Below are 24,472 nucleotides of genomic sequence, written 5' to 3'. Positions count from 1 at the left end.
TTTGGAAGGTCAGATCATTCCGAAGGTACCGCTTGATGAGCGGCCGAAAACAGAAAATCGGCTGGCGCAGTCCGCCAGCCGATGTTTTCGGTGCACTTGCAGAGGCAGGAATAGCTATTCCTCAAGACGGTCCGTCAATTGCGCCGCACTCATATAGCTGCCGTGTTTCACGACACCCGCAACCGACGAATAGCTTTCAAGCGATTTTAGCGGGTTGGCGTCCAGCACCATGAAATCTGCCCATTTCCCCACCTCGATGGAGCCCATGAACGCTTCCATCTTCATGACCTTTGCGCCGTTCAAGGTCGCTGCTTTAAAAATAGTGGGAAGCGGCAGGCCAGCATGCTGCCATTCTGTCATCTCGGTCAGCATGGACGCCCCGTGCACCACACCCGGGTTGCCAGCGTCGGTACCAAGCGCAAGGGTAACGCCCGCGTCATACATGCGCTTTAGGTTTGCCCGCTGGATGAGCGTCAATTGGCGTGAGAAAAACCCTCGGAGCTGGCCAACAATAGCTTGTTCTTGCGGTGAAAGCTTGGCGACGTCCGCAGCACCCGCGTCCACATAGGGCATATATTTGCGGATCATCTGCACCATCATGCCAGCCTTCTCAGGCTGTGCCGCAGCAGTGTCAAAGCTGGCCAGAATATCGGGATGCGCCAACTTGTGCTCATGTGAGGAAAAAGTAAGGTCATCACGCGCCACTGCCCCCATCTTGCCGTGAACGGCGAGGGTCGGCACATAGACCACATTGTGCTGTTTGACGAGCGCGATAAACTCGTCATCAATGGCTTCCGTCATCACGCCGTGCACCAGAATGCTTGCACCGGCGCGGACCGCCATTTTGGCGTTCGCGAGATCAGTGGCATGTACGGCAACCGGAATGCCTTCGTTTTGCGCGAGCCTGATTGCATGTTCAAACAGATTGAAGAGCTGCTGCGGTGTTTCACCACCGTCCGGAGACCAGATGATTTTTATCATATCCGGTTTGAGGGCAAGCTGCTCACGCACAAAAGCAACAGCCGCCTCGGCTGATGTGGCATGCTGGAAAACCGGGTCCCCATCTTGCAAGTCAAGCACCGGCGCGCCAAAGCTTGCTATGCAGGCGCCAGCCGTAGCCACCGTCGGCATAAAGGACGATGCACGGGCCTCAGCGCGGACTTTATAGTTGAGGGACGGCCCGCACATATCAGCGACAGCGGTGACACCACTCATCAAATAGCGGGTCGCTGTGTCAGCGATATGGTTTTCAACCCAGACTCGGTCATCCTTGTAGGGCTTTATCTGGCTGAAGTCGAAGCTATCCGGTCGCGTGAAGGCGCTGGCAGATTGGAAGAAATGCATGTGGGCGTCAATCAGACCGGGGGCGACGTAACGCCCCTCAAGGTTGATGGTCTCATAGTCTTCACCGACTGCAAGCGAGGCGGGACCAACCGCTTCAATCTTGCCGCCACGCACCAAAACGACCGCATCTTCAATCGGCGAAGCAAGATGCGGGCTCACAACCGTCGCACCGACAAAGGCGATCTTTTGGTCTTGAGTACTACCTGATTGCGCATCCGCGCCTGCGGAAAGCGCAAGAGCACAGGTCAGTGTTGTCAGGGTTTTCCTCGTGAAACGTCGTGTAGTACCAAACAGGTGTTTTTGCATTTCAGCACCATTTTTTGTTTTGCATGAAGGCGCAACGATTGCGCCGATGGGTGCTGAACAGATGCGAGCGACGTGTGGATCGCGCCAATGAAATCTTCTGAAAAATTCTGAAATTCCGGCCTGATGCCTTGGTTTCACGGCATTACCGTTTTCTCGTTCAGGCTGGCCACCCATGCAGCAGCCTCCTGCTCGAGGGAGTGTAGCTCACGGCTTTCGATGAGTTGAACCGCTTCATCAGCATGCCCACGCGATGTAGACACTTCGCCAAGATCGAACCAGATACGTGCGAGGTTCAGGTGACCAAGCGCCTGCCCATAGGGACACTGGATAACCTTGTGGAAGTCAATCGCTTCCTCATAGAGGTTTACTGCCTCGGTCAGGTTCCCCATGGCACGCTGTGCATGCCCTCTGAGTTCTGCGATATATCCCAGATAGAGCCATTCCTTGAGAGCCTCACCTTCGACAGTCGCTTTGGCGAGGAATTCGAGGCCTGCCTCCCATTCGCCGTTCCGCATCCTGTCGACGCCCGCCCAATAGTTGAGACGCAACAGTTCGTGCCGGTTGCCGGAAGCGCCTGCCTTTGGCAAGGCCTCATCCAAGACAAGGCGCGCTTCCTCCGACTTGTTCTGATGCACTAATGCCTGAATGAGCAACCGTTTGGCGACAATATTGTCGGGCTCTGATGTCGCAGCAACCGCCAGAAATTTCTCAGCCGATGCGAAGTCCTCGCCATGCATCAACTCTAATGCGGTCGCAATCATCTCATTGGCAAAATCGGACTGGTACTCGCTGTCTTCAACGAGTGCGGGTTGCCCAAGCCTTTGGGTTATAACCTCGGCCAACTGATCAAGCCCGAGGTCAATGCGGTCAGTCAGCAGCGCACCTTTTTCCATACCGCCGCGCTCATGAAGCCGGTAGAGGATCTGATACTCGCGCGGTGTGCCAGCGAGCGTGACTTCAACAACCAACGCAGCACCCGTCACGGCGAAGATTTTCGCTACATCGGCACGACTAAATTGTTGGTTGGCAATACCCGCGCGCTTCACTACGTCAAGCACATCGCCGGCCTGATAGACACCGTACGAATCGGTGACCGGCAACCGGTGGATAAGGTGGTCCATTGCGCCATAGCGCACCCAGCGATGATCCGTATCCGTTAGCGAATTCGCCACCGGCAGAACGATGACCGAACCTGCATGAATAGGGGCGCTCAAGGGCTTCATGAAAAACAGGAAGGCCGCCACCACCGCAATCACGAGACAAGAAACTACAGGTATCAAACGCCGTACCTTGCCGTGCCAGACAGTCCAAGAATACCTTGGCGCCTCTGCCGCTTGGGGTTCATGAAACCCCTCCACCGGCAGCGTCCAAGCATACCCTTTTCTTGGCACGGTTTTAATCGCATCGGCTACCTGAAGGAGCTTGCGTAGTTCCTTGACCGATTGAAACACCACCTGCTCGTCAACACTGACATCATCCCAAATACGGCTGAGGATTTCTTCCTTACTGACAAGGGCACCGCGCGCCTCAACCAGCAGCACCAGAAGTTCAAACGTTTTCGGTCGGATTTTAACTGCCTCGCCGTCCCGCCACACCTGCCCGGCGAGAGGGTCAATCTGCAGATCGCCGGTCTGGATATATCTGGTCACGCATTGGGCCTTAGAGAGCATGGATCAAAGAAATTCATTGCTCGCAGTATAATGATTATCATCCTGATTTCACGACGAAAAAATTCTCAGCGCGCATGCTTTTCAGCCTTAGGAAAACAGGCTGACCTCAATATGGGCCTGTCATCTGCTCGCCTTGACAAAAGCTTCACATCGCCTGTGCGAGGGTCCTTCAAAATATGGAAAAGGAGCCTACGATGGCGAGGATACCCTCACTTTTAATGCTGGCCGCTGCATGCCTTCTTGGCGCATGTTCGGAACCGCACCTTGAAATTTTCCCACCGCTTGAAGACCCCGCGCTCATGAGCACCAAACTGCCGGTTGACGAGCTGCGCGAGGATGTGGACGCCTTCTATTTTGGCGCGCTTGAACGCCACCCAAGCCTTGCTGACTATGCCGACCAGGCGGCGCTCAAGGCTGCGGTCGCTGAGATCAAGGCGGAGATTGATACGCCCCTTACCCGGCTTGAGTTTTTCCGCCATGTGGGCAAACTGACGCACAAATTTGGTGACGGTCACTCCATGCTCATATGGCCGTATCAGGAATATGACGCCCTGAAGGCGTCGGGCACCAAGCCCTTCCCCTTTGATGTGCATATCGACCTTGAAGACCGCATCCTGATAAAGGAAGGCTACCGGAGCGCATCGGGCGGTCAGGTTGCGGCGGGTAGCCGTATTGTCTCCATCGGCGGTATCCCGGCGGCGGAGCTGACCAAAAACCTGCAGCGCTATGTGGGCGGCGAGACGGAATACCTGCGCAAGCAGTTTGTGGCCGAACGTTTCTTCATCTACGCATGGGCAGTGTATGGCATCGCCGGTGATTTTGAGATGGAACTGGAAGACGGTGCAGGCACACGCACCGTTGCGGTCACCAACCTTGATGATTGGGAAGAAGTCGGTGCGGACGCGGCAGAGGACGAAGATTTCTACCACCGCATGCTGCCGGGCAGCACCGCGCTTCTGCACGTGGGCCATTTTGATGTCGACCCTGACTGGTTCGAGGATTTTGCGGATGAAGCCTTCAAGGCCTTCCGCGCGGCGGGTGCAACATCGCTCATCATCGACGTACGGGAGAACACTGGCGGCAACACCGACACCGCCGAGTATCTGACACGCTACATCGCGGGCAAGCCGTTCCGTATGGTGTCACACCTGCGCGAGAAGCTGAACAGCGATAACCGCGGCTTCATGAACCACAAGGGCGCTGTGGGCACCATCATCGATACCGAATGGGACGACTGGACCGACCCGATGGGCGAGGATATACGGTTTAAGGGCGATACCTATTTGCTGATCAGCCCGGTCACCTATTCCTCAGGCATTGTGTTCGCCTCCACCCTCAAGGATTTTGGCTTTGCCACCCTTGTGGGGCAGGAAACCGGCGGCAATGCGAACCAGACCGCGCAGGGCAATCTTTTTAACCTGCCGCATTCTCAGCTGCGGGCCTATATCACCACGCGCATGCTGGTTCGCCCCAGCGGCTCACTGGCGCCCGGCGGGGTAAAACCGGACCACTACACCCGCGCCACGCAGGAAAGCCTGCAGGCGGGCCGTGATGTGGAAATGGAAAAAGCGCTCGCACTTATTGCGGAAAAGCGCTGATATGAAGGGGGCTTCGGCCCCCGAACGCCATTTGGGCCAGAAGGATAAACATGAACCATACCCGCGTCCTGATTGTTGAAGATAATCACGCCATAGCCGAACAGCTGCACGACTATCTGAGCGCGCGGCAGTTCGTGGTGGATTATGCCGACACCGGGCGGCAGGCGCTCGCGCTTGTGGAGGCGCACGATTTTGACGTGATCGTGCTGGACCTGATGCTGCCGGACGCGGACGGCATTGACCTCTGCGCGCAGCTCAAGGCAAAGGGGCGCATCAATATGCCGGTCCTGATGTTGACCGCGCGCGATAGCCTTGCTGACAAGGGGGAGGGATTCGCCGCCGGCGCAGATGACTATCTCACCAAGCCGTTTGAGCTGGCTGAAGTGGCCATGCGGTGCCAGGCGCTTGCGCGGCGGCATCAGCTCCACCGCTCCGCCACCATCACCATTGGTGACCTGGTGATCGACCCCGGCAAGCGGCTGGTCACCCGCGCGGGGCAAGTGATTGACCTGAGCGCGACAGACTATGCCATCCTCGCCCAACTTGCCGACGCCTACCCCAATGCCGTTAGCCGGAATGAGCTGGTTGCCAAGGTGTGGGGCGATGATTTCCCCGATAGTGACGCCCTGCGTTCGCACATCTACACACTGAGGAAAGCGGTGGATAAGGCGTTCGGCAGCGCCATGATCAAAACCATACACGGCATTGGTTTCAAACTGGATGCAGGCAGTGAAGCAGAAGCATAGCATCAGGACTCGCATTTATCGGCTTTTTGCCGCATTCACCCTGTTCACCTGTCTGTGCTACAGCCTGCTCCTGCTCGGCTACTCATGGGTGGTGGAAGACAATGTGTTCAACAAGCTGGTTGAAAACGAAGCCTGCTATATTGAAACGCACTATAGGGCGACGGGCGAGCTGGTGCCGCCGCGTGCCCAGTTCCTGACCCTTTATGACAGCTGGGAAGCGCTGCCGGGCGATATATATGAGCAGCACCTGCGCGACCCGGCGCGTATTGAATTCCCGGGGCCAGAGGGCGGCACATGGCACCTGCGAAAAATCCAACTGGCGGGCGACACGCGCATTCTGGTGGCGGATGTTGGCGCATTCGAAGTGGGCGGCGAGTATCTGCCCTATGTCACGCTCACGCTTGTGGCGGTGCTCGCGCTTTTCAGTGCCCTTGCGCTCGCCATCGCGTGGCCGGTGGCGCGTGCGGCCTCAAAGCCGCTGGTGGCGCTCAAGGAACAGGTGGAAGCCATTGATGTCGACAAGCTGGAGCCCGGTTTTGCCGCATCCTTCCCCGACAATGAGGTCGGTTATCTCGCGCGGGAGATTGAGCGCAGCCTCTTGCATGTAAAAGCCATGCTGCAGCGCGAGTCTGATTTCACCCGCGACGTGAGCCATGAGCTCAGGACACCCACAACGATCCTCAAAAACCTTGCCCAGCAATGCGTGGGGGAGGCGCAGCTGAGCGAGAAGCAAACCGCCCAGCTGAAAGCCACAGTGCAGGAGCTTGAGCAAACCATAAGCACGCTTCTCGCCCTCGCGCGCGAGGAAAGCCAGACGGTGGCGCCGGTCGTGTTCCTGCACGCGCTTGAAAACTGTGTGGTGCGGCACCCTGACCTCGCGAACCGGGATGATTTTGACCTCACGATCGATATCCCGGCAAGCCTGACGGTGGGGGCAAACGCCAACCTGTTGACCCTGCTGATCAACAACCTGCTCACAAATGCTGTCACCCACAGTGCAGCCCCGGCGCTTGATATCACGGCGCGCGAGGGGTGCATTATTTTCGCCAACCCCATGGGCGAACCGCTACCCGATGATCCGCTATCAAGCCACAGCAAAGGCAGCCACAGCAGCGGGCTCGGGCAGGGGTTATACCTTGTGCAGCGCATCTGCGACGTGATGGGCTGGCGGGTGGAAACCGCCGCCACGGACGGTAAGTTTGCCGTCGTGCTGCACTTTCAGCCTGCCTGAGCGTCATCTTCACAAAGTCACGACACGCGCTTCCCTATCGTCATTCCATAACGACAGATATGGAGGACCCCCATGCGTTTCACTTTTGCCCTGCTCGTCGCCCTCTTCGCGACGCTTTCTAGCCCCGGTTTCGCTGATAGTGCCAAGCCGCGTGTTGCCGTTGTGGTGTCAAGCCATGGCACGCCCGAGCGCGAGAACCTGGGCTACGACCTTGAAGAACTGGCACAGGCCTACCTTGTGCTGCACCGGAACGGCGTGACGGTAGACCTGATCAGCCCCAAGGGCGGTGCGCTTTTGGTGCACACCAAAAAAGACGACCTCGCCTACATGCAGGACTTCAAAAACAACACCCCTGCGCTCACGCAGCTGGCTGCCACGATTGCGAGCGCGGATGCGGACGCAGGCGATTATGACGCTGTGCTGGTGATTGGCGGTAACGGTGCCATGTTCGACCTGCCGACCCACGCAGCCACAACCGCTTTCCTCACCAGCTTTGCTGCGCACGGCAAGCCGGTGGCTGCGGTATGCCACGGCCCGGCGGCGCTGGTGAACGTCAAGCTGGCGGACGGCAGCTTCCTTGTTGCGGGCAAGCGGGTGAATAGCTTCACCAACCTTGAGGAACAGGCCTTCGGTGGTGACGTGATTGACGAGTTGCCCTTCCTTCTGGAGGATGAGCTGAAAGCACGTGGTGCGGTCTATGTGAAAAACGCGCCCATGCTGCCCTATGTGGCTGTGGACGGTAAGCTGATCACGGCGCAGAACCCGATGGCGGTGCCGGATGCGGCCGAAGCCCTTCTGGTGCAGCTTGGCGTGACACCTGCCGCCCGCACCGATTTCAAGGATGAGGCGACCATGAAGCTGGTGCAGGAAGCGCGCACAGCGGGCGCGTATCTTATTGATGTCGCGCTCAAGAAAGAGCCGGAGCTTTATGACCTCAACTACCTAGCGCTCTACGGCTTCTATAGCTACAAGCTGGCATCAGGGCAGGACGCCAAGCGCCTGGAGCTTGAGATCATGCAGGCTGTGGGCCGGCATTTTGACCACCCGATGTATTCGGCCAGCCTTATTCAGGCACTAATGGAACAAGGCTTCACGGCAAAGGCGCAGGCAGAGTTCGTCAGCTTTAAAACCCGTTTCCCGGATGATGAAAACCTCGCAGCCCTTGCTGACCTCGTGAACGCAGCACAGTAGGGCAGGCCAATGAATATACTCAAGAAATCCGCATTTGCCGGACTTGCCTCCCTCAGTGCGCTCATGCCTGCACAGGCTGGCGAGATAGAAGATGCGATCGTCGCCAAGGTTACCCAAGCTTATGGCGGCGACAGCCTGATGGCGGCCAAAAGCATCACCATCACTGACTACAGCAAAGGCCCATGGCCCGGCCAGAACGGCAGCCCGGGCCAGCCGGACTTTTTCCGCGACAATGCGGAGCTGACGATCGACTTTGAGGGCAAGCGCAAAAGCATGCTGTCGTGGCGAGTGTCGCGCACCGGTAAGGACCTCGACATCTTTGTGTTCGACGGTGAGAAGGGCCGTATCTACGATGTGCTCAACGCTAAATATTCGGGTGAAGACTGGCTGAATTTCGAGAGCCTCGGGCGTTCTGTCGAGAGTGCGAGCGACACGATGATTGCCCGCACGCTGGCGGACGCACAAGACAGTTTGGCCTATGACGGTGATGCGCCTTACCGCGGTGCGCAGCACCACAAGCTGAAGGTGGGTGCAGGCACGAGCGCGGAATATACGCTTTACATCAATGCGCAAACCGGCCTCATTTCCAAGCGTGTGAGGCAGCACGCCCGCGTGGGCGAGATCAGTCATATATTCGCGAACCACCAGAAATCTGGCGGCGTTGCATACGCGCAGGACATGAATTTCTTCGTGGGTGGAGAGGCACGGAAAATCTCTGTCGACCGCAACATCGAGATCAACCCGAGCCTCGCGGACAAATTCCCTGATGCGGCTGGCTATACCTCGTGGGGGGAGGGGTTTGATACTTCTGCAATGATGGTCCGCAAGGTGGGAGACGGCGTTTATCATGCGGGGAAAGGCCGATCCTTCACCCTGTTTGTTGATGCCGGTGAATACTTCATTGCCTCTGGCGGGCAGGACGCGCTGAAGGCAAGTTTCGAGGCATTGCAAGCGCATCTCGCGACCAGCAAACCGCTGACGTATTTCATCCTCACCCATCATCATGGTGAACACCTTGGCGTGCTCGCGGACGTAGCTGAGCTCGGTGCGACGCTAGTCACTGTCGCAGACCATCTGTCCACCGCGCAGGAGGCGCTGCCAACGGCCCTTCCGGAGAAGAGACTGTCCCTCGTGGACGACAGGGCAAGCTTTGGCGAAGGTGCAGTGCAAGTGTTCGATATCGCCACCGCCCATGCGGAACACTACCTGCTGGTCTATGTGCCCACAGCCAAACTGGTCTTTGGCGAGGACCATTTTGAGGTACCCTTTAAGGTCGGCCGCCCCCGCGTGCACAAGGATATGGTGACATTCCGGGACAAGGTACAGGCTTTGGGGCTGGATGTTACTGAATATGTTGATGGCCACGGCCCACGTGCGTTATCGGCCGATGAGCTGAACACAGCGGTCGATGCCTACAAGGGTGTCACCTGCCCTGTGGGCTACCGCATCTGCGCGAAGGGATAGCCTTGAATACAACTAGGGAGCATGCGGCTCCCTAGTGCCCATACCCGCCGTTCATGCGACCCGCCCGGTAGCGCGAAATCGCGTGATCAAGCGAAAGCCTTCCGGGGCCATACACCATGACCGCGAGTGCCAACGCAAACCAACCGAGGTGGGTGGAAACAAAAGCCGACGGATAGACAAATATCTGGATCACCAGCGCCATGACAAAAAGCGCAAGCGCCGAAAAACGAGACGCCAAGCCAACGAGTAAAAGAACCGGAAACAGGTGCTCCGCATAGGTCGCGAGCGGAACCGCGAGATCACTGGAGATGAGAGGTAGCTGATATTCTTCCTCGAACAGATAATAGGTGCTGTCGCTGATGGTCAGCCCCTCGGTTACCTTGGTCCGGGCAGACGCCCAGAAAACACCGGCCAATCCAAGCCGCAACATGAATTGGGTGATATCGGCCTCAACACGCGGCGGCGCATCATTCGGCTTCAGAAAGCGGTCTGTCAGTCGATTGGGGGACATGTTTTGGGTTCCTTTCTAAGTATTTAAATGCGGGCAACAACCAGCCCCATGGAGACCAGCGCTGCAAAGGATTGAAGGAAATCAGTCGCCTCATTCTGGCCAGTCGCCCGGCCAAAAATCGATCCGATGATGTCACCGGTCAAAAGGTGCGACAGGATGAGATGTTCGGTGCCGCTCAGGACATGCGTCTGCACGTCACCGGTATTGCGCCATACGGCCACCGTTTCTGCGCGCCAGTCGTCAATCGGCACCACCGGCTCAACCTGATGGGCCTGCCACAGTGAGCCCACCGGAAAGAGGGAGGAGAGCAGGCTGGCGCCTTCCGGCATGTGAAACGACAGTTGCATCGCGGCTATCAGGTCAATCTCACTGTCAATGTCGGTGGCAGGTGCATCAGGCGCATAAAAAGCGCGTGTGCGGGCCCACTCAAGCCTTGCGACATCCGCGATATAGGGCATGGTCTTCAGGGGTTCAAAAGCGGCAATAAAGCTTGCAAAGTCGCCGCCATAATCCGCCAGCACGGGGGTCTCTGGTGGGTGGTCCAGCACAAAGGCTTGGGCCAGCGCCGCAAAATATTCATCGCCCACAAGCCGCCCGACAACCGGAAAAACATCAGCGAGCGCACCCGCGACGCTGGTGCGGAAAGTGTTGCGGTAAACGTTGAACCTGTCACCGCTTTGCCGGATGGCAGTCGGCGCGGATGCGTGGTCCGCCAGCACAGCATATGCAAAAGACGCGATCATGCCGCAGCTTCCTTTTCTCTCGCTGCGGCCAGCAGTAACTGGGCAAGCCAGACTTCCTCGAGAAGGGCTTCAAATGCCGGCACATTGTTATCGCGCTCAATCAAGGTTGGCCTTGGGCCAGCAAGGACCAGGAAGTCACTGAACAGGTTCCAGACCGGGTCCGCGACCGCGTCGCTGTGCGTATCGATCAGAAGCTCGGCACCGTCTGCGTCGAGTGTGCGCTCATGCCCCGCCAGATGCACTTCGCCAACCGCACCAAGCGGCAGGCGAGCGAGCCAATCAAGCGCGTCCCAGCCGTGGTTCTGCGCCGATACATGAAGGTTATTGATATCCAGAAGGAGGCCACAACCGGTGCGCTCCACAAGCGCCGCAATGAAGTCCGCCTCTGCCATCGTATCGGTCTCGAACCGGACATAGCTTGAGGGGTTTTCGAGCAGCATCCGGCGCCCAAGGAATTGCTGCGCCTCATCAACACGCGCGCTCAGATGCTCAAGCGACTGGGCGTTATAGGGGAGTGGTAGCAGGTCGTTGAAATAGACCCCGTTGTGGCTGGACCAGGCGATATGCTCTGAAAAGCTCGCCGGCTTGACGGTATCAAGAAGGTGTTTGAGCCGGCTAAGGTGCGCCATATCAAGCGGGTCTTCACCGCCGAGCGACAGGGCAACACCGTGAACCGACACCGGCCAGGTTTTGCCCAGGTCCTGCAGCATCTCAAGCTGCCTGCTGCCGGACATATAGTTTTCTGCGTGGACCTCAATGAAGTCTACGGAGGTGGGGTTGGCCAGAAGTGGCGAGACCAGCTGTCTTTTCAGGCCAACCCCTGCACCAAGAGGAAGCCCATTGCAGACAGGGGGGTACTGCGAGGGGGCGGTATTCATGGGCTTCCTTTCTTGATTAGCGCTTAACTTCTTTGAATTCTTTCAACTGGCCGAAACCGGTTGGTGAAGACGGGGACTCGATTGTCGTGCAGGTGCCCTTTGGCACCAGTTTCCAAGCGTTGCCCTGATAGTCAGACTTGGAGCTGCCAGCGCAGGACGTGCCCGGGCCTGCGGCGCAGTCGTTGTAACCGGCGAGCGAAACACCAAAGCATTTCTCTTTCGGTTCACGCGCGTCAGCGGGGGCTGTGGTGGCGAGGTTCGCTGCGACAGCTGCCACAGCAGCCGCCACATAGGCCGATTTCTTGAAATCCATGATCGGTTCCTTTTTGGGGGATTGGAGGTCAGTGGGCCGCAGTTTCGCGGCCCCTGCTCGGTCAAACTGGCTTAGTTCAGCGCCGCTGGCGTCTGATCTTTGACTTCCGGCCAGTAGTCGTCGGCTTTCTCGATGTTGCCTGGGATGTCACGCTGCCAAGCCATGGAAACGTCCTTGTTGACGTTGAGGTACAGCTTGTTGTCGACGATTTTCCAAACGTTCGGGTCACCATCCAGTTTCTTGCCAAGCGCAACGCCCATGGCGCAGAAACCGCCGTATTGCGGCAGGTAGGCAGCCGGATCAGCTTGAAAAGCCTTCATGTTTTTGGCGCTGGCGAAAAAGTAGGTGCCGCCCATGTGTTTCACAGCGAACTTCTTGTCGCCTTTCGTCGGCGCGTTTGACATGAAGTAAGCCACCGGGTCGTAGCCGTGCATGGCAAGGCCTTCTTCATTGGTGTTCACGGCAGACGTGGATGTTTCAACAACCGCGAAGCTTGGCATGGCGGTAACGGTGGTTGCTGCGAGTGCGAGGCCGATAGCCGCGAGCACGGAACGGGTGGAATTCGATTTCATGATGTATCTCCTTTTGTCGGGCTGCTCATGGCACTGCCCGAGCGATGAACCAGTGTGTTTCGTCGCCAAGAGATATCGATAGTTCCCATGATTTATTTAATGGGCAAAAAATGAAATTGATTAAACCGTTTTATGGAATAATTTTGCAGCTGATCAGTTGATGAAGCGGTCTGCCCGCAAGCGGTCCACCGCCATATCGATGAAAGCCCGCACTTTTGCCGACGGCCGTCGGCCTGCGGGCCGCACGATATGGATGGGCAGTGGTTCTTCTTCAAATTCCGACAGCACGGTCTGCAGTTGCCCTGACATAAGGTGGGGGCCAACCTGATAAGATAGCGGGCGCGACAGGCCCCAGCCCTGCAAGGTGGCCTGTATGGCGGCCTCGAAGGTGCTGAAATTCAGCCGTGGCGACACGTTGATCGACTGTTTCTGCGCGCCACCAAAGCGCCATTCGTGTGACGCGAAGGCGCTTGTACTGGTGATAATCTTGTGGTGCGCGAGGTCCGCCGGGGTCTTCGGCACGCCGTTCGCAGCAAAATACTGGGGTGCGCCACATACAATGCGGCGCACGGCACCCACCTTGATGGCGCTTTGGCTCGAATCCGGCAAATGCCCAATACGCACAGCAACATCGATGCCCTCATCAACAATGTGCACCACGCGGTCCACGAAAGTGGCGACCACGGTGACCTCCGGGTTCTCGTCCAGAAAATCGGTCAGGATCGGCACAAGGAATTTCTGCCCGAAAAGCACGGACGCGGTGACATTCAGGGTACCGGTTGGCCGGGCATAGAGGCCCGCGGCGGCGGCCTCGGCCTCCGCCACGTCCGCCAGAATGCGGCGACAATCCTCAAGGTAACGCTGCCCGGCTTCCGTAAGCTTGACCGACCGGGTGGTGCGCATGAAAAGCGAGGTGCCGATCTGGTCCTCAAGGAAACTGATGGCGCGGCTCACGGCGGGCGGGCTCATGAAAAGCTGGCGGGCGGCCTTGGCGAAATTGCTGGTTTCCGCCACTTTCACGAATACACGCATTGCTTCAAGCCGGGCCATTGTTGCACCTACTCATCTAATTGTTCCACTTTACGCAATAGTGAGTTCAATTTTTCCAGCATTCAATAGTTTAATCGTTATGGGCATCATATCAGTGTGGGTTACTGACGCCTGAGCGACGGCACGGGCGAGAGCTTTTTAAAGCACGGGGCATAAACAACCGACCGATTTGGCCGGACCATAGATGTATTGGAGTATGAGAGTTGAAGCCCCAGGACGTTCTGAGCGCACGCCTGCAAATGCTGATTGAAATTGCCCTTCATGCCGACTGCGACTGTGAGGATACCCTCGCGGAACAGGATGAACGCGCGCGGGAAATCGGTATCGTTGGCGTGGAAATTGATGCGGCACGAAGCCGAAAAAGCTTTGATATTCATGCACTTGCTGCCATCAGACTATCGTGTGCAATCCAGATGGGCAGTGCGCAGGAGGTGCAGGAGGCCGAGGCGCAAGCCTACAATGTGGGCCTGACACGCGCGGATATTCAGGCGATTAAAGCCTTTATCGAGACCATCAAGTAGCGCTGAGGCCCCGCACAAAACCCGCTTGGAAGTGTGCGGAAAGTGTGCGGGATCTGTGCGGCGCTAAATTCGCCCTCAGGCCTGTAAAACAGCCTCGAGGATATCGAGCCCTTCATGGAGGATTTCGTCTGACGCGGTGAGCGCTGGCAGGAAGCGGATGACGTTACCGCGAATACCGCAAGAGAGCAGGATAAGCCCCGCTTCTGCGGCGTGTCTGACAATCTCGGTGGTACGCGCAGGGTCCGGCGCGTCTGCGTTACCGTCCTTGACGATCTCGATCGCGATCATCGCACCAAGGGCGCGGATATCGCCAATTTCACTGGCGCCGGCGGCCTTCATCGCCTCAAGCCGCTGTGCGAAGAGTGTGCCGATCGTTTGCGCACGCGTGCAGAGGTCATCTTCCTCGATGATATCGAGCACCGTGAGGCCTGCGGTGCAGCCGAGCGGGGAGCCACCATAGGTGCCGCCAAGCCCACCGGGTGCAGCCGCATCCATCACATCAGCCTTGCCGATCACGCCGGAGATGGGGAAACCACCCGCCATGGCTTTGGCGATGGTCATCAGGTCAGGCTCCACACCCGAATGCTCGGTCGCAAACAGGCGGCCCGTCCGCGCGAAGCCGGACTGGATCTCATCACAGATCAAGAGGATGCCGTGCTGGTCACAGAGATCACGCAGCGCTTTCATGAACGCAGGCGAGGCGGCATAAAAACCACCCTCGCCCTGCACGGGTTCAAGAATGATGGCCGCCACATCCGTGGGTGCGATGTCAGCCTTGAACAGGTCAGCGATGCCTTCAAGCGCCATCTCTTCCGTCACACCGTGGTACGGCACCGGATAGGGCACATGGTAGATGCCTTGTGGGAACGGGCCAAAGCCAGCCTTATAGGGTGCCACCTTACCCGTAAGCGCCATGCCCATCATGGTGCGGCCATGGAAGCCGCCCTTGAAGGCGATAATGCCGTAGCGCCCCGTGGCCGCCCGCGCGATCTTGACCGCATTCTCAACCGCCTCGGCTCCGGTGGTGAGGAAAATGGTTTTCTTCGGCGTCTCACCGGGAGCGAGTACGTTCAGCCGCTCCGCCAGCGCGATATAGCTTTCATACGGTGTGACCTGGAAACAGGTGTGGGAGAAAGCGTCGATCTGCGCTTTCACCGCCGCCACAATACGCGGGTCACCATGGCCAGTGTTCGTCACCGCAATGCCGGTCGCGAAGTCGATATAGCGCTTGCCCTCAACGTCCCAGATTTCCGCATTCTCGGCATGCGCGGAGAAGCGCTGGTGCATGCTGCCCACACCNTCGCCAGACCATGCACGAATATAGGCCTCCCCGGCCCAGACCGTCCCTATATGTATTATTACGAACCCACGATCGCGCCGGGCCTTTTCGATAACCTGGTTGCGGGACAAGGTCACCGTTCCAGCAAAAACATTTTCTTCTGGCAGCAGACGCTCCANATGTCCTCCGATAACGGTACTGGATACTCGCGTATTAGGTTCGATCGCGGCGGCGGCACAAAACCGCTGTGCACGTTCCACCTCTTTCCCAAGCAATAACCACAGGCAGCAAAGGATATCAGGCAATAGCGAGAGCCGAGGACAATATATTTTTGACGGTAGGGAAGCTTCTTGAACTTGGCTGGCCTGCCTACCTGTCCTGTTTTGCTCTCTGGGTCGTCTGGAATGCCTTTGCCCAAAAGCCCTTCCGCCTAGATGTCAGGGATTATTCATTCATCCTGTGCTTTTCACTTCCTTTTTTCGTCATGGCGACTTTTTCAGTGATACCACATCTGGACCATATGCCCTGGCGGTCCCCACTCAGGGTGTTATTTCGCGTCATCTTCGGCATGCATGGCGGAGCTGCTTTGGTCTTGGTTTTTGCAACTTACCGGTACCTGCGCGGCAAGTGGAACAACCAACTGATCCGATATTTCGTGGGCCTTTTTCTGGCCCATGCCTCCGTCCTTCTGATACTGCAAGCGCTTTAGCCCCGTTTGGCGCCCCCCGGATGCTCAGGGACGGGTGTATGGCGGAGCCTTAACGGCATCTGTCAGCCTTGCCTTTGGCTCAACCGCGCTACATGACCTAATAGCAAAACATCTGTGGCGGCCCCGGCTGGCGGGCGGCGCATGAACAGCATTACCAAGAGGGACAAGGCTATGAGCACAAAGGGCAAACAACTTTTCACCACGCTTGAGAGCAATGGCACGCTCACGGTCGCGATTGAGGATGTGACCTTCCCGGACCCGACCGGCAATCAGGTGCTGGTGAAGATGGAAGCGGCGCCCATTAACCCGTCGGACCTCGCGATCCTCACGAGCGCCGCTGACCTTGAGAATGCCGACTATTCCACCGGCAAATTTGTTGCCACCATGCCGGAGCCTTTCAACACCGGCTCCAAGGCGCGGCATGGCTTGAAGCTGCCTGCGGGGAATGAGGGCGCGGGCACTGTGGTCGCCACCGGCGACGGTGACATGGCCAAGGCGCTGATGGGCCAGCGTGTGGCGTGCGTGCCGGGCAATGCCTACAGCCAATACTGTATCGTGGATGCCAAGATGTGCCTGCCGCTTGGTGACCACACGTCGGAAGACGGCGCGAGCGCGTTCGTGAACCCGATGACGGCGCTTGGCTTTGCCGAAAACGCCAAGATGGACAAACAGAATGCCATCCTGCACACGGTGGGGGCCTCGAACCTCGGCCAGATGCTGACACGCATCTGCAAGGAAGATGGCCTCGCGCTGGTGAACATTGTGCGCAAGGACGCGCAGGTCGAGCTTCTGAAGGAGCTTGGCTCCACCCATGTGGTGAACTCATCGGACGATGATTTCATGAACCAGCTTCGCGCCGCGATTGACGACACAGACGCTTTCTACGGCTTTGACCCGATCGGCGGCGGCAAGGCGGTTGATACCGCGTTCAAGGCGATGGAGCAGGTGGCGGTCAAGAAGATGACCGAATATTCGCGCTACGGCTCCAACCAGCAGAAGCGCATGTTCATCTATGGCCGGCTTGATGTGAGCCCGACGATCCTGACCCCGAGTTACGGTTTCGGCTGGACCCTGTCCGGCTGGCTTTTGTTCCCGTTCCTGCAGGCTGTCGGCATGGAAACGGCTGCCCGCATGCGCAAGCGTGTGCTTGAAAACCTCACCACCACGTTTGCGAGCAGCTACAAGAAGCGCGTGAACCTTGAGGAAATGCTGACAAAAGACGCGGTGACCGACTACCGCGCCATGCGCACGGGCGAGAAATATCTCGTCACGCCCTGGTCGTAAGCGCGGACGTTCGTGCCATGAGGCAGGGCCAAGGCCCTGCCCCCACGTGGGCGATGCTAGAATTTCACCGCGAGGCGCGCGACGATGGTGCGGTCCTTGCCGGGGAAACAGTCACCGCGCGCGATACAGGTGGCGAAATACTGTTTGTCGGTGATGTTGCGCACGTTGAGGCTGAGGTCGAAACGCTCGGTCTCGTAACCCACCATGGCGTCGGCGAGGGTGTAGGACGGGGTTTTGAGGTTATCGACCCCGTCATAGCTCGCGCCGATGTATCGCACACCAAATCCCGCCTTGAAGCCGAGCATCACCTCGCTCGGCCGCCACGTGACCCAGCTTGACGCCTGATGCGCCGGGATGCTGGGGAGGCGGTAACCGTCACTGGTGATGGTGTCGAGGTAGCTGTAGTTGGCCTCAAGGCTGAAGTCGCCCACGCTGCCGAGGGCTTCAAACTCGAACCCCTTGATGTCCACATTGCCTTCCTGCACCGAGAAGCCCGGATGCTCGGGGTCGGCGGTCACCAGATTGGTCTGGTCGATCTCGAAATAGCTGGCGGTGATGAGCGCCGTGGTGCCCTCGGGCTGGTATTTGATACCAAATTCATATTGTTTGCCCTTCTGCGGATCATAGGCCGTGCCGTCAAACTGGGTGCCGACAACGGGTTCGAACGATTCTGCGTAGCTTGCGTAAGGCGAGAAACCACCCGGCAGCTGGTACATCACGCCGACTGAGGTGCTGAGTTCCTTGTCGTCCTGTTGGGCGGTGCCCGTATCGCTCGTCACCTTGTCGCCGCGCAAGCCAAGGGTCACCAGCAGGCGACCGGCACGGATCTGGTCCTGAACGGAAAAACCAGCTTGCTCGTTTTTGGTCTCGGGGTTATCGAACCAGGGCCCAAGTTCCGCATCCGTCGGCACATTGCCGTAAACGGGGTTGAACACATTGATCCCAAAACCTGCGGGCGCAAAAGCGTAATAATAGTCGCTGTTGGTGCTCACGTCCTGATAGTCGACACCAATGAGGATGTTGTGCTCAAGGCCGCCGGTTGAGAATTCACCGCGCGCGCGAACGTCCACCGCGAACTGTTCGCTGTCCGCCACGTTTTTATAGAAGGTGCGCAGCACGTTGCCCTCATCGTCGATATAGCGCGTGCCACCAATGAACGCCGCCCAGGCCTGATTGTATTTCGCCTCGCCCTTCGTGTAGCGCGCCGTGGCTTCCATGCCCCAGCTTGCATTGAAGTCATGGTCCGCGAGCAGCGTGACAGACTTGGTTTTGGTGTCGTAGCGGTCAAACTCCGGTTCACCAAGGAACACATTCGGGTCCATATATTCGCCGTTCGGCGCTGGCAACAAGGTGCCGTAGATCGGCAGGAACTGCGCGCCCGCCTGCCCGTCATAGTCCTGATAGTTGCCGAGGATGGTGATATTGGTATGCGCACCCGGCCGCCATGTGATGGAGGGCGCGAGCACAAGCGCATCATCATTCACATGGTCCACTTGCGTGCCGGCGTCGCGGTACACCGCAATCATGCGGTAGAGAAGCTTGCCGTCAGCGTCCAAGGGGCCAGTGAGGTCAGCGGCGATCTGTTTGCGGTCGAAGTTGCCGTATTCGGCCACCACTTCATGGGCGGCTTCCTCCTCCGGGCGTTTCGAGACCACATTCACAAGACCGCCGGGTGAACCCTGACCATAAAGCACCGACGATGGGCCTTTGAGGATTTCAACCTGCTCCAGCGTATAAACATGGCTGCGCGTGTTGTTATAATTGCCAAAAAGCGCCTGCAGGCTGTCGCGGTACTCGGGCACATCAAGGCCGCGCACCTTCACCCAGTCACCGCGCGTGGCGAAACCGTAGGTCTGGCCAAACACGCCGGGCGCATAGACATAAGCGTCAGCGAGCTCCAGCACACCCTTGTCCAGCAGTTGTTGCTGATCCTCGATAGAGACCGACCGTGCGGTCTCGAAAACCGGTGTGTCCATCTTGGTCGCCGAGTAGCGACTGAGCTGCCCCTCGACGATGATTTCTTCGATATCCTCGTCCTCGGACGCACTGTCCTGTGCGTGAGCGGCAGACGCGAGCGCGATGGTGGCAACACTGGAGGCAAAGGCGCGGGCGAGAAGGCGGGCACGCGCACGGCGGGAAGGTGCAAACATAAATAACCCCTGAGCAAAATGAGTTGGTTTTGATTTATGGCGCGGACGTTATTAATAATGACTCGCAAAGTCAATATTAATAAGACACCTTAAACCAACACCCCAGATCGCTCGGGCTGCTTCAGGATTTTTCAGGCTTGCCGCTCGGTCGTTGCTCCGCCCATGTCAGGATGGCGTCGAGCGCCGGGCAAAGTTCCTGGCCCCAGTCTGTCAGCTCATATTCCACCTTCGGCGGCACCTGCGGGTAGACCGTGCGCCGCACGATGCCGTCCACTTCCAACTGACGGAGCTGCTGGATCAACATTTTCTGGGAAATACCGTCGATCGCTTTCTCCAGTTCGGAGAATCGCAGCGTTTTGCCGCCAAAAAGCTGGAAAAGGATGGAAAGTTTCCACCGTCCTTCGAGGAACCGGAGCGCGGCACCGACACCATCGGCAGCGGTTTTTGGCGTATAGCTCCTATTCTTACTCATAGGTAAGTACCCTACTTTTTTGTCGGTTCTTGTCGCTTTTTACGGTTTATCCCATATTGGAGAGGCGCACAATCCAGAGCCCCGGCCGGGTCACCCTTCCGAGACAAGGAGCCCAAGATGAAAGATGTCCCCGCAATTCTCGACCGCTATGTCGCGGCCACCAACGCCCATGATATCGCAGGCCTGAGCAGCTGCTTCAGCCCCGATGCAGTGGTAAGGGACGAAGGCAAAACCTATCGCGGCCCGGCTGAAATCCGCGGCTGGAAAGAGGATGTTACCAAACGGTACAAGATCACCAACACACCGCTTGATTATAAATGGCAAGGCGAGACCCTTGCCGCCCGTATGCGTGTGGAGGGGAACTTCCCCGGCAGCCCCGCTGAACTCACCTATCTGCTGGAGTTCAAAGACGGGCTGATTTCCAGTTTCCGGGTGGCGTGACGGCTTTTTTCACAAAAAGTAGTTTTTGCGATTGATTATTAATATCATCCATGGCATATCATGGTCATCAGGTTGATTTCGGATGCCTCAACCTGCTGCGCCGGTCCTGACAGCGGCGCTCTTCTCTGGCGGGTGGTTCCATATTGGCCCGGAACCACCCGCCCCTATTTCCTACTTTCCTACCCTACCTACCCCTAGGGAAAAGGCCGCTGCACCTGTCGTGCAGCGGCCTTTTACTTGGGTGCCATAGTGTATGTGGGGCGGGCAGCTACATCCTGCGCGGATGAATAAGCACAAGGCCCGGCGCGTCATAGTTGGGGTACAGGGTCTCCAGCGCTTTTTCCGTGAACTCAGCCACGATAGGGCCGATGCGGGTGTCTGCCGCACTTTCAAGGTAAGCGTAGTTGCGGCCATTATAATTCGTTGACGCACTATACTCGGGTACGATCCCGGCCCACACGTCATGCTCTGCCACCACATTGCCGGCCGCATCGAGCACCCGCACCTTCCCGCCCATCTGGGTGGTGGTGGCGGAAACGACGGCGAGGGAGAAATCCTTCACCCGGATTTTATCAACCGTCACCTCAACGGTGCCAGCAAAGTCGGGGTCAGCTTCCTTGATGCCGCGTTCCATCATGCCTTTGATAAGGTCGGGCACGTTGTAATTCGAGAAATCTGGGAAGATGCGCTCGTTCGCCCATTCGGTACCCGAAAAGTAGGAACGGTTCAGCGTATCGCTGGCACGCACCTGGGTGCGGGAGCCCTCCTCACGGAAACGGCGGAAAACCTTTTCGCGGCTTTTGTCGATCCGGGTGATGGCGTCCATCTTGTCAGCGACATAGCCTTCGAACTTCACGTCAACATCGGCCTGTGCGGGGGCGGCAAGCACTACCGCCGCGAGTGAGGCCGCGGCCATCAGGGTACGCACGAGATACTGCTTTGGAGTTTTTCCAACCATCGTCTAGCCCTCCGTCGGTCCATAATTCATAATAAGTTGCAGCTTATATTAGTGCAAATGAACCTAAACTGAACGGCACAGCCCCAACAAAAAACACCCCGGAACAGCATTCCGGGGTGTGTGTTTGTAGAAAAGTGTCACGTTTAGTGGAAGCTTTTCACGATCTCTTCGACCATTTTCTTGGCATCCGCGAACAGCATCATGGTGTTGTCGCGGAAGAACAGCTCGTTCTCCACGCCCGCGTACCCACTACCCATGGAGCGTTTGATGAAGAGCACGGTTTTTGCCTTCTCAACATCAAGCACCGGCATGCCGAAGATCGGGCTTTGCGGGTCTGTTTTCGCGGACGGGTTGGTCACATCGTTTGCTCCGATCACGAAAGCCACGTCGGCTTGTGAGAATTCGCTGTTGATGTCTTCAAGCTCGAACACTTCGTCATAGGGTACATTGGCTTCTGCCAAGAGCACGTTCATGTGCCCCGGCATACGGCCAGCCACAGGGTGAATGGCGTATTTGACTTCCACACCCTCTTTCTTCAGCACGTCCGCCATTTCCTTGAGGGCATGCTGCGCCTGCGCCACCGCCATACCGTAACCGGGCACGATGATGACCTTCGACGAGTTTTTCATGATGAAAGCCGCATCCTCAGCAGAGCCTTGTTTGACCGGCCGTGTTTCCACATGGCCACCGGCCGCGGCCGCGCTGTCGCCACCAAAGCCACCAAGGATCACCGAGATGAAGCTCCGGTTCATGCCCTTACACATGATGTAAGAGAGGATGGCACCCGAAGAGCCCACAAGCGCACCGGTCACGATGAGCGCGGTGTTTGCCAGCGTGAAGCCGATGCCCGCTGCCGCCCAGCCGGAATAGCTGTTGAGCATGGAGACAACAACCGGCATGTCCGCCCCGCCGATGGGGATGATGAGCAGGAAGCCGATGATGAAGCTGAGCGCTGTCACGATCCAGAAGATGTGAATGCCCGCAACATTCGCGCTGTCATCGACCACAAACCAGCCGATGCCGCCAATGATGGCTGCGCCAAGGAGGATGTTGATGAGGTGCCGTGCGGGCAGCATGATCGGCGTGCCCGACATATTGCCGTTCAGTTTCGCAAACGCGATGAGCGAGCCTGAGAAGGTGATGGCGCCGATGGCGATACCAAGGCTCATCTCGATCTTCGATGCCGTATGGATATGGCCCATGGCATCCGCAATACCGAACGACGCCGGGTTGAGGAAAGCCGATGCCGCCACAAAAACAGCCGCGAGGCCCACAAGGCTGTGGAAGGCGGCCACAAGCTGCGGCATCTGGGTCATGGCAATCTTGCGCGCGGTGATGAAACCGATGGCCCCACCAATCACAATCGCGCCAATGATCCACTCGTAGGAAACAATCTCCGGGTTCATGATCGTGGTCAGGACCGCGATGGTCATGCCCAGCATACCGAAGATATTGCCCTTGCGGCTGGTCTCAGGTGAGGACAACCCCCGAAGCGACAGGATGAAAAGAACGGCGGCCACCAGATAGGCGATTGCCGTGAGGTCAACGTGCATTTGTGTCATGTGCGTTCCCCTCTATTTCTTTTTCTTGTACATGGCGAGCATGCGCGCCGTGACAGCAAAACCGCCAAAGATATTGACGGCGGCAAGGCCGATGGCGATGGCCCCCAGCACTTTCGAGATGCTCATGCCGTCAGGACCGGCGGCGATGAGTGCGCCGACGATGATCACGGACGAGATGGCGTTGGTTACGCTCATGAGCGGGGTGTGCAGCGCCGGCGTCACCGACCACACAACATAGTAGCCGATGAAGATAGCCAGCAGGAAAACGGAGAACTGCTGGATGAACGGATTGACGATGATCTGTTCCATTTTATTTCTCCCCCTTCAGGCGTTCATTCACGATCGCGCCATCTTTGGTGACGAGCGATTCTTTGATGATCTGGTCTTCAAAATCGAAGGCAAGTGCGCCTTCCTTGACGACCGGGGTGATGAAATGCACCAGATTGCGGGCAAAAAGCGCGCTGGCGTCAGCCGCAAGGCGCGACGGCACGTTCTTGTGGCCGACAATCTTGACGCCGTGAACCTCAACCACCTCACCGGGTTTCGAGAGCGCGCAGTTACCGCCCGCCTCGACCGCGAGGTCAACGATCACGCTGCCCGGCTTCATGGATTTGACCATGTCTTCGGTGATAAGCAGTGGCGCCGGGCGACCGGGGATCAGCGCCGTGGTGATGGCGATATCCTGCTTGGCGAGCGTTTCGGCAATCAGGGCTGCCTGCTTGGCTTTATAGTCGTCCGACATTTCCTTGGCGTAACCGCCCGAGGTTTCAGCCGCTTTGGTCTCTTCACTTTCGACCATCACGAACTTGCCGCCAAGGCTTTCAACCTGTTCCTTGGCTGCCGGGCGCACGTCGGTGGCCGAGACCACCGCACCAAGGCGCTTGGCTGTTGCAATCGCCTGAAGGCCCGCAACACCTGCGCCCATAACCATAACGCGTGCGGGTGCAATGGTGCCCGCGGCGGTCATCATCATCGGCAATGCACGGCCATATTCCGCGCAGGCATCAAGGACCGCCTTATACCCCGCGAGGTTCGACTGGGATGACAGCACATCCATCGACTGCGCGCGGGTAATGCGCGGCACAAATTCCATCGCGAAAGCCATGAGCCCTGCGTCGGCATAGGCCTGCATGCGGTCCTTCTCGCCAAACGGGTTCAATACAGCAAGCTGTGCCGCACCCTTTTTGGCGAGACCCGCGTCAGCGCCCTCAAGGCCCTGAACGGAGAAAATGACATCAGCGTCCGCAAGCAGTGTCTTGCGGTCGGCTTCAATTTTCGCACCGGCGTCCGCAAAAGCAGTGTCTGGCATCGACGCATTTGCGCCAGCCCCTGCTTCCACGCTGACCTCAAAGCCAAGCGCAATCAGTTTTTTGACAGTTTCCGGGGTAGCTGCGACACGCTTCTCTGCGTCCCGCCCTTCCCGAAGTACGGCTAGTTTCATGAGTAACCCTCCCTGAAACGTTAAAGGCAACAATAAAG

General features: G+C 57.8%; 24 protein-coding genes. 9 read left to right on the top strand and 15 right to left on the bottom strand.

Going from position 1 to position 24,472, the window contains the following annotated elements; translation table 11 throughout:
• Nucleotides 1-114: 114 nt before the first annotated feature.
• Nucleotides 115-1,650 (bottom strand): amidohydrolase family protein, encoded by a 1,536-nt coding sequence (locus tag B150_RS0112515; RefSeq protein WP_020400277.1) that lies wholly within the window; start codon nt 1,648-1,650, stop codon nt 115-117.
• A 134-nt stretch (nt 1,651-1,784) separates the two neighbouring features.
• A complete protein-coding gene (locus B150_RS22445) occupies nt 1,785-3,299 on the bottom strand; it encodes a winged helix-turn-helix domain-containing protein (RefSeq protein WP_020400276.1) in 1,515 nt (504 codons plus the stop codon).
• Between the two features lie 215 nt (nt 3,300-3,514).
• Here B150_RS22445 and B150_RS20915 point away from each other — a divergent pair, with 215 nt between their 5' ends.
• The 5 genes from B150_RS20915 to B150_RS0112485 all read left to right on the top strand — a co-directional run bounded on the left by B150_RS20915 (nt 3,515) and on the right by B150_RS0112485 (nt 9,550).
• On the top strand, nt 3,515-4,918 hold the full coding sequence (locus B150_RS20915) for a S41 family peptidase (RefSeq protein WP_025897320.1): 1,404 nt from the start codon (nt 3,515-3,517) through the stop codon (nt 4,916-4,918).
• Between the two features lie 50 nt (nt 4,919-4,968).
• Nucleotides 4,969-5,664, top strand: coding sequence for a response regulator transcription factor (locus tag B150_RS0112500; RefSeq protein ID WP_020400274.1), 696 nt, complete (start codon nt 4,969-4,971; stop codon nt 5,662-5,664).
• Nucleotides 5,648-6,895, top strand: coding sequence for a sensor histidine kinase (locus B150_RS20910; RefSeq protein ID WP_162139698.1), 1,248 nt, complete (start codon nt 5,648-5,650; stop codon nt 6,893-6,895). Before B150_RS0112500 ends, B150_RS20910 begins: the two co-directional genes overlap by 17 nt.
• Before the next feature lie 72 nt (nt 6,896-6,967).
• On the top strand, nt 6,968-8,086 hold the full coding sequence (locus tag B150_RS20905; RefSeq protein WP_020400272.1) for a type 1 glutamine amidotransferase domain-containing protein: 1,119 nt from the start codon (nt 6,968-6,970) through the stop codon (nt 8,084-8,086).
• Between the two features lie 9 nt (nt 8,087-8,095).
• Nucleotides 8,096-9,550: an MBL fold metallo-hydrolase gene (locus B150_RS0112485; protein WP_020400271.1), complete on the top strand. Its 1,455-nt coding sequence runs from the start codon at nt 8,096-8,098 to the stop codon at nt 9,548-9,550.
• Nucleotides 9,551-9,581: 31 nt separating this feature from the next.
• Here the strand turns inward: B150_RS0112485 and B150_RS0112480 are convergent, their stop codons facing one another.
• The 6 genes from B150_RS0112480 to B150_RS0112455 all read right to left on the bottom strand — a co-directional run bounded on the left by B150_RS0112480 (nt 9,582) and on the right by B150_RS0112455 (nt 13,617).
• Nucleotides 9,582-10,061 (bottom strand): DoxX family protein, encoded by a 480-nt coding sequence (locus B150_RS0112480; protein ID WP_020400270.1) that lies wholly within the window; start codon nt 10,059-10,061, stop codon nt 9,582-9,584.
• Nucleotides 10,062-10,084: 23 nt separating this feature from the next.
• Nucleotides 10,085-10,804, bottom strand: coding sequence for an HvfC/BufC N-terminal domain-containing protein (locus tag B150_RS20900; protein WP_020400269.1), 720 nt, complete (start codon nt 10,802-10,804; stop codon nt 10,085-10,087).
• Nucleotides 10,801-11,682 carry an MNIO family bufferin maturase gene (bufB, locus tag B150_RS0112470; protein ID WP_020400268.1) on the bottom strand — a complete coding sequence of 294 codons (882 nt, stop codon included), beginning with the start codon at nt 11,680-11,682 and terminating at the stop codon, nt 10,801-10,803. The genes B150_RS20900 and bufB overlap by 4 nt, the downstream gene beginning before the upstream one ends.
• Nucleotides 11,683-11,698: 16 nt before the next feature.
• The gene (locus tag B150_RS0112465) at nt 11,699-11,995 is read right to left on the bottom strand and encodes a BufA1 family periplasmic bufferin-type metallophore (protein ID WP_020400267.1); all 297 of its coding nucleotides are present in this window, start codon (nt 11,993-11,995) and stop codon (nt 11,699-11,701) included.
• A gap of 71 nt (nt 11,996-12,066) precedes the next feature.
• Nucleotides 12,067-12,567, bottom strand: coding sequence for a YHS domain-containing (seleno)protein (locus B150_RS0112460; protein ID WP_020400266.1), 501 nt, complete (start codon nt 12,565-12,567; stop codon nt 12,067-12,069).
• A gap of 153 nt (nt 12,568-12,720) precedes the next feature.
• Nucleotides 12,721-13,617 carry a LysR family transcriptional regulator gene (locus B150_RS0112455; protein WP_020400265.1) on the bottom strand — a complete coding sequence of 299 codons (897 nt, stop codon included), beginning with the start codon at nt 13,615-13,617 and terminating at the stop codon, nt 12,721-12,723.
• Between the two features lie 203 nt (nt 13,618-13,820).
• On the opposite strand from B150_RS0112455, the gene B150_RS0112450 reads away from it, so the two are divergent.
• On the top strand, nt 13,821-14,138 hold the full coding sequence (locus tag B150_RS0112450; RefSeq protein WP_020400264.1) for a hypothetical protein: 318 nt from the start codon (nt 13,821-13,823) through the stop codon (nt 14,136-14,138).
• Nucleotides 14,139-14,213: 75 nt separating this feature from the next.
• Here B150_RS0112450 and gabT read toward each other — a convergent pair whose 3' ends face one another.
• Nucleotides 14,214-15,488, bottom strand: coding sequence for a 4-aminobutyrate--2-oxoglutarate transaminase (gene gabT / locus B150_RS0112445; RefSeq protein WP_155860078.1), 1,275 nt, complete (start codon nt 15,486-15,488; stop codon nt 14,214-14,216).
• 260 nt (nt 15,489-15,748) lie between these two features.
• Here gabT and B150_RS0112440 point away from each other — a divergent pair, with 260 nt between their 5' ends.
• A complete protein-coding gene (locus B150_RS0112440) occupies nt 15,749-16,126 on the top strand; it encodes a hypothetical protein (RefSeq protein WP_026168359.1) in 378 nt (125 codons plus the stop codon).
• 171 nt (nt 16,127-16,297) lie between these two features.
• Nucleotides 16,298-17,410: a zinc-binding dehydrogenase gene (locus B150_RS0112435; protein ID WP_020400261.1), complete on the top strand. Its 1,113-nt coding sequence runs from the start codon at nt 16,298-16,300 to the stop codon at nt 17,408-17,410.
• Nucleotides 17,411-17,466: 56 nt separating this feature from the next.
• Here the strand turns inward: B150_RS0112435 and B150_RS20895 are convergent, their stop codons facing one another.
• Nucleotides 17,467-19,560: a TonB-dependent siderophore receptor gene (locus tag B150_RS20895; RefSeq protein ID WP_020400260.1), complete on the bottom strand. Its 2,094-nt coding sequence runs from the start codon at nt 19,558-19,560 to the stop codon at nt 17,467-17,469.
• Between the two features lie 121 nt (nt 19,561-19,681).
• Nucleotides 19,682-20,032, bottom strand: coding sequence for a winged helix-turn-helix transcriptional regulator (locus tag B150_RS0112425; RefSeq protein ID WP_020400259.1), 351 nt, complete (start codon nt 20,030-20,032; stop codon nt 19,682-19,684).
• A 117-nt stretch (nt 20,033-20,149) separates the two neighbouring features.
• Between B150_RS0112425 and B150_RS0112420 the strand changes: the two genes are divergently transcribed.
• Nucleotides 20,150-20,473, top strand: a complete 324-nt coding sequence (locus B150_RS0112420; RefSeq protein ID WP_020400258.1) for a nuclear transport factor 2 family protein — start codon at nt 20,150-20,152, stop codon at nt 20,471-20,473.
• A gap of 268 nt (nt 20,474-20,741) precedes the next feature.
• Here B150_RS0112420 and B150_RS0112415 read toward each other — a convergent pair whose 3' ends face one another.
• The 4 genes from B150_RS0112415 to B150_RS0112400 form a co-directional block, all read right to left on the bottom strand.
• Nucleotides 20,742-21,431: a hypothetical protein gene (locus tag B150_RS0112415; protein WP_155860050.1), complete on the bottom strand. Its 690-nt coding sequence runs from the start codon at nt 21,429-21,431 to the stop codon at nt 20,742-20,744.
• A gap of 143 nt (nt 21,432-21,574) precedes the next feature.
• Nucleotides 21,575-22,993, bottom strand: a complete 1,419-nt coding sequence (locus B150_RS0112410; protein ID WP_020400256.1) for an NAD(P)(+) transhydrogenase (Re/Si-specific) subunit beta — start codon at nt 22,991-22,993, stop codon at nt 21,575-21,577.
• A 12-nt stretch (nt 22,994-23,005) separates the two neighbouring features.
• On the bottom strand, nt 23,006-23,302 hold the full coding sequence (locus B150_RS0112405; protein ID WP_020400255.1) for a proton-translocating transhydrogenase family protein: 297 nt from the start codon (nt 23,300-23,302) through the stop codon (nt 23,006-23,008).
• A 1-nt stretch (nt 23,303) separates the two neighbouring features.
• On the bottom strand, nt 23,304-24,434 hold the full coding sequence (locus B150_RS0112400) for a Re/Si-specific NAD(P)(+) transhydrogenase subunit alpha (protein ID WP_020400254.1): 1,131 nt from the start codon (nt 24,432-24,434) through the stop codon (nt 23,304-23,306).
• Nucleotides 24,435-24,472 lie beyond the last annotated feature (38 nt).

Source organism: Kordiimonas gwangyangensis DSM 19435 = JCM 12864 (assembly GCF_000375545.1).
Taxonomy (GTDB): Bacteria; Pseudomonadota; Alphaproteobacteria; order Sphingomonadales; family Kordiimonadaceae; genus Kordiimonas; species Kordiimonas gwangyangensis.
This window is presented reverse-complemented; position numbering and strand designations above follow the sequence as displayed.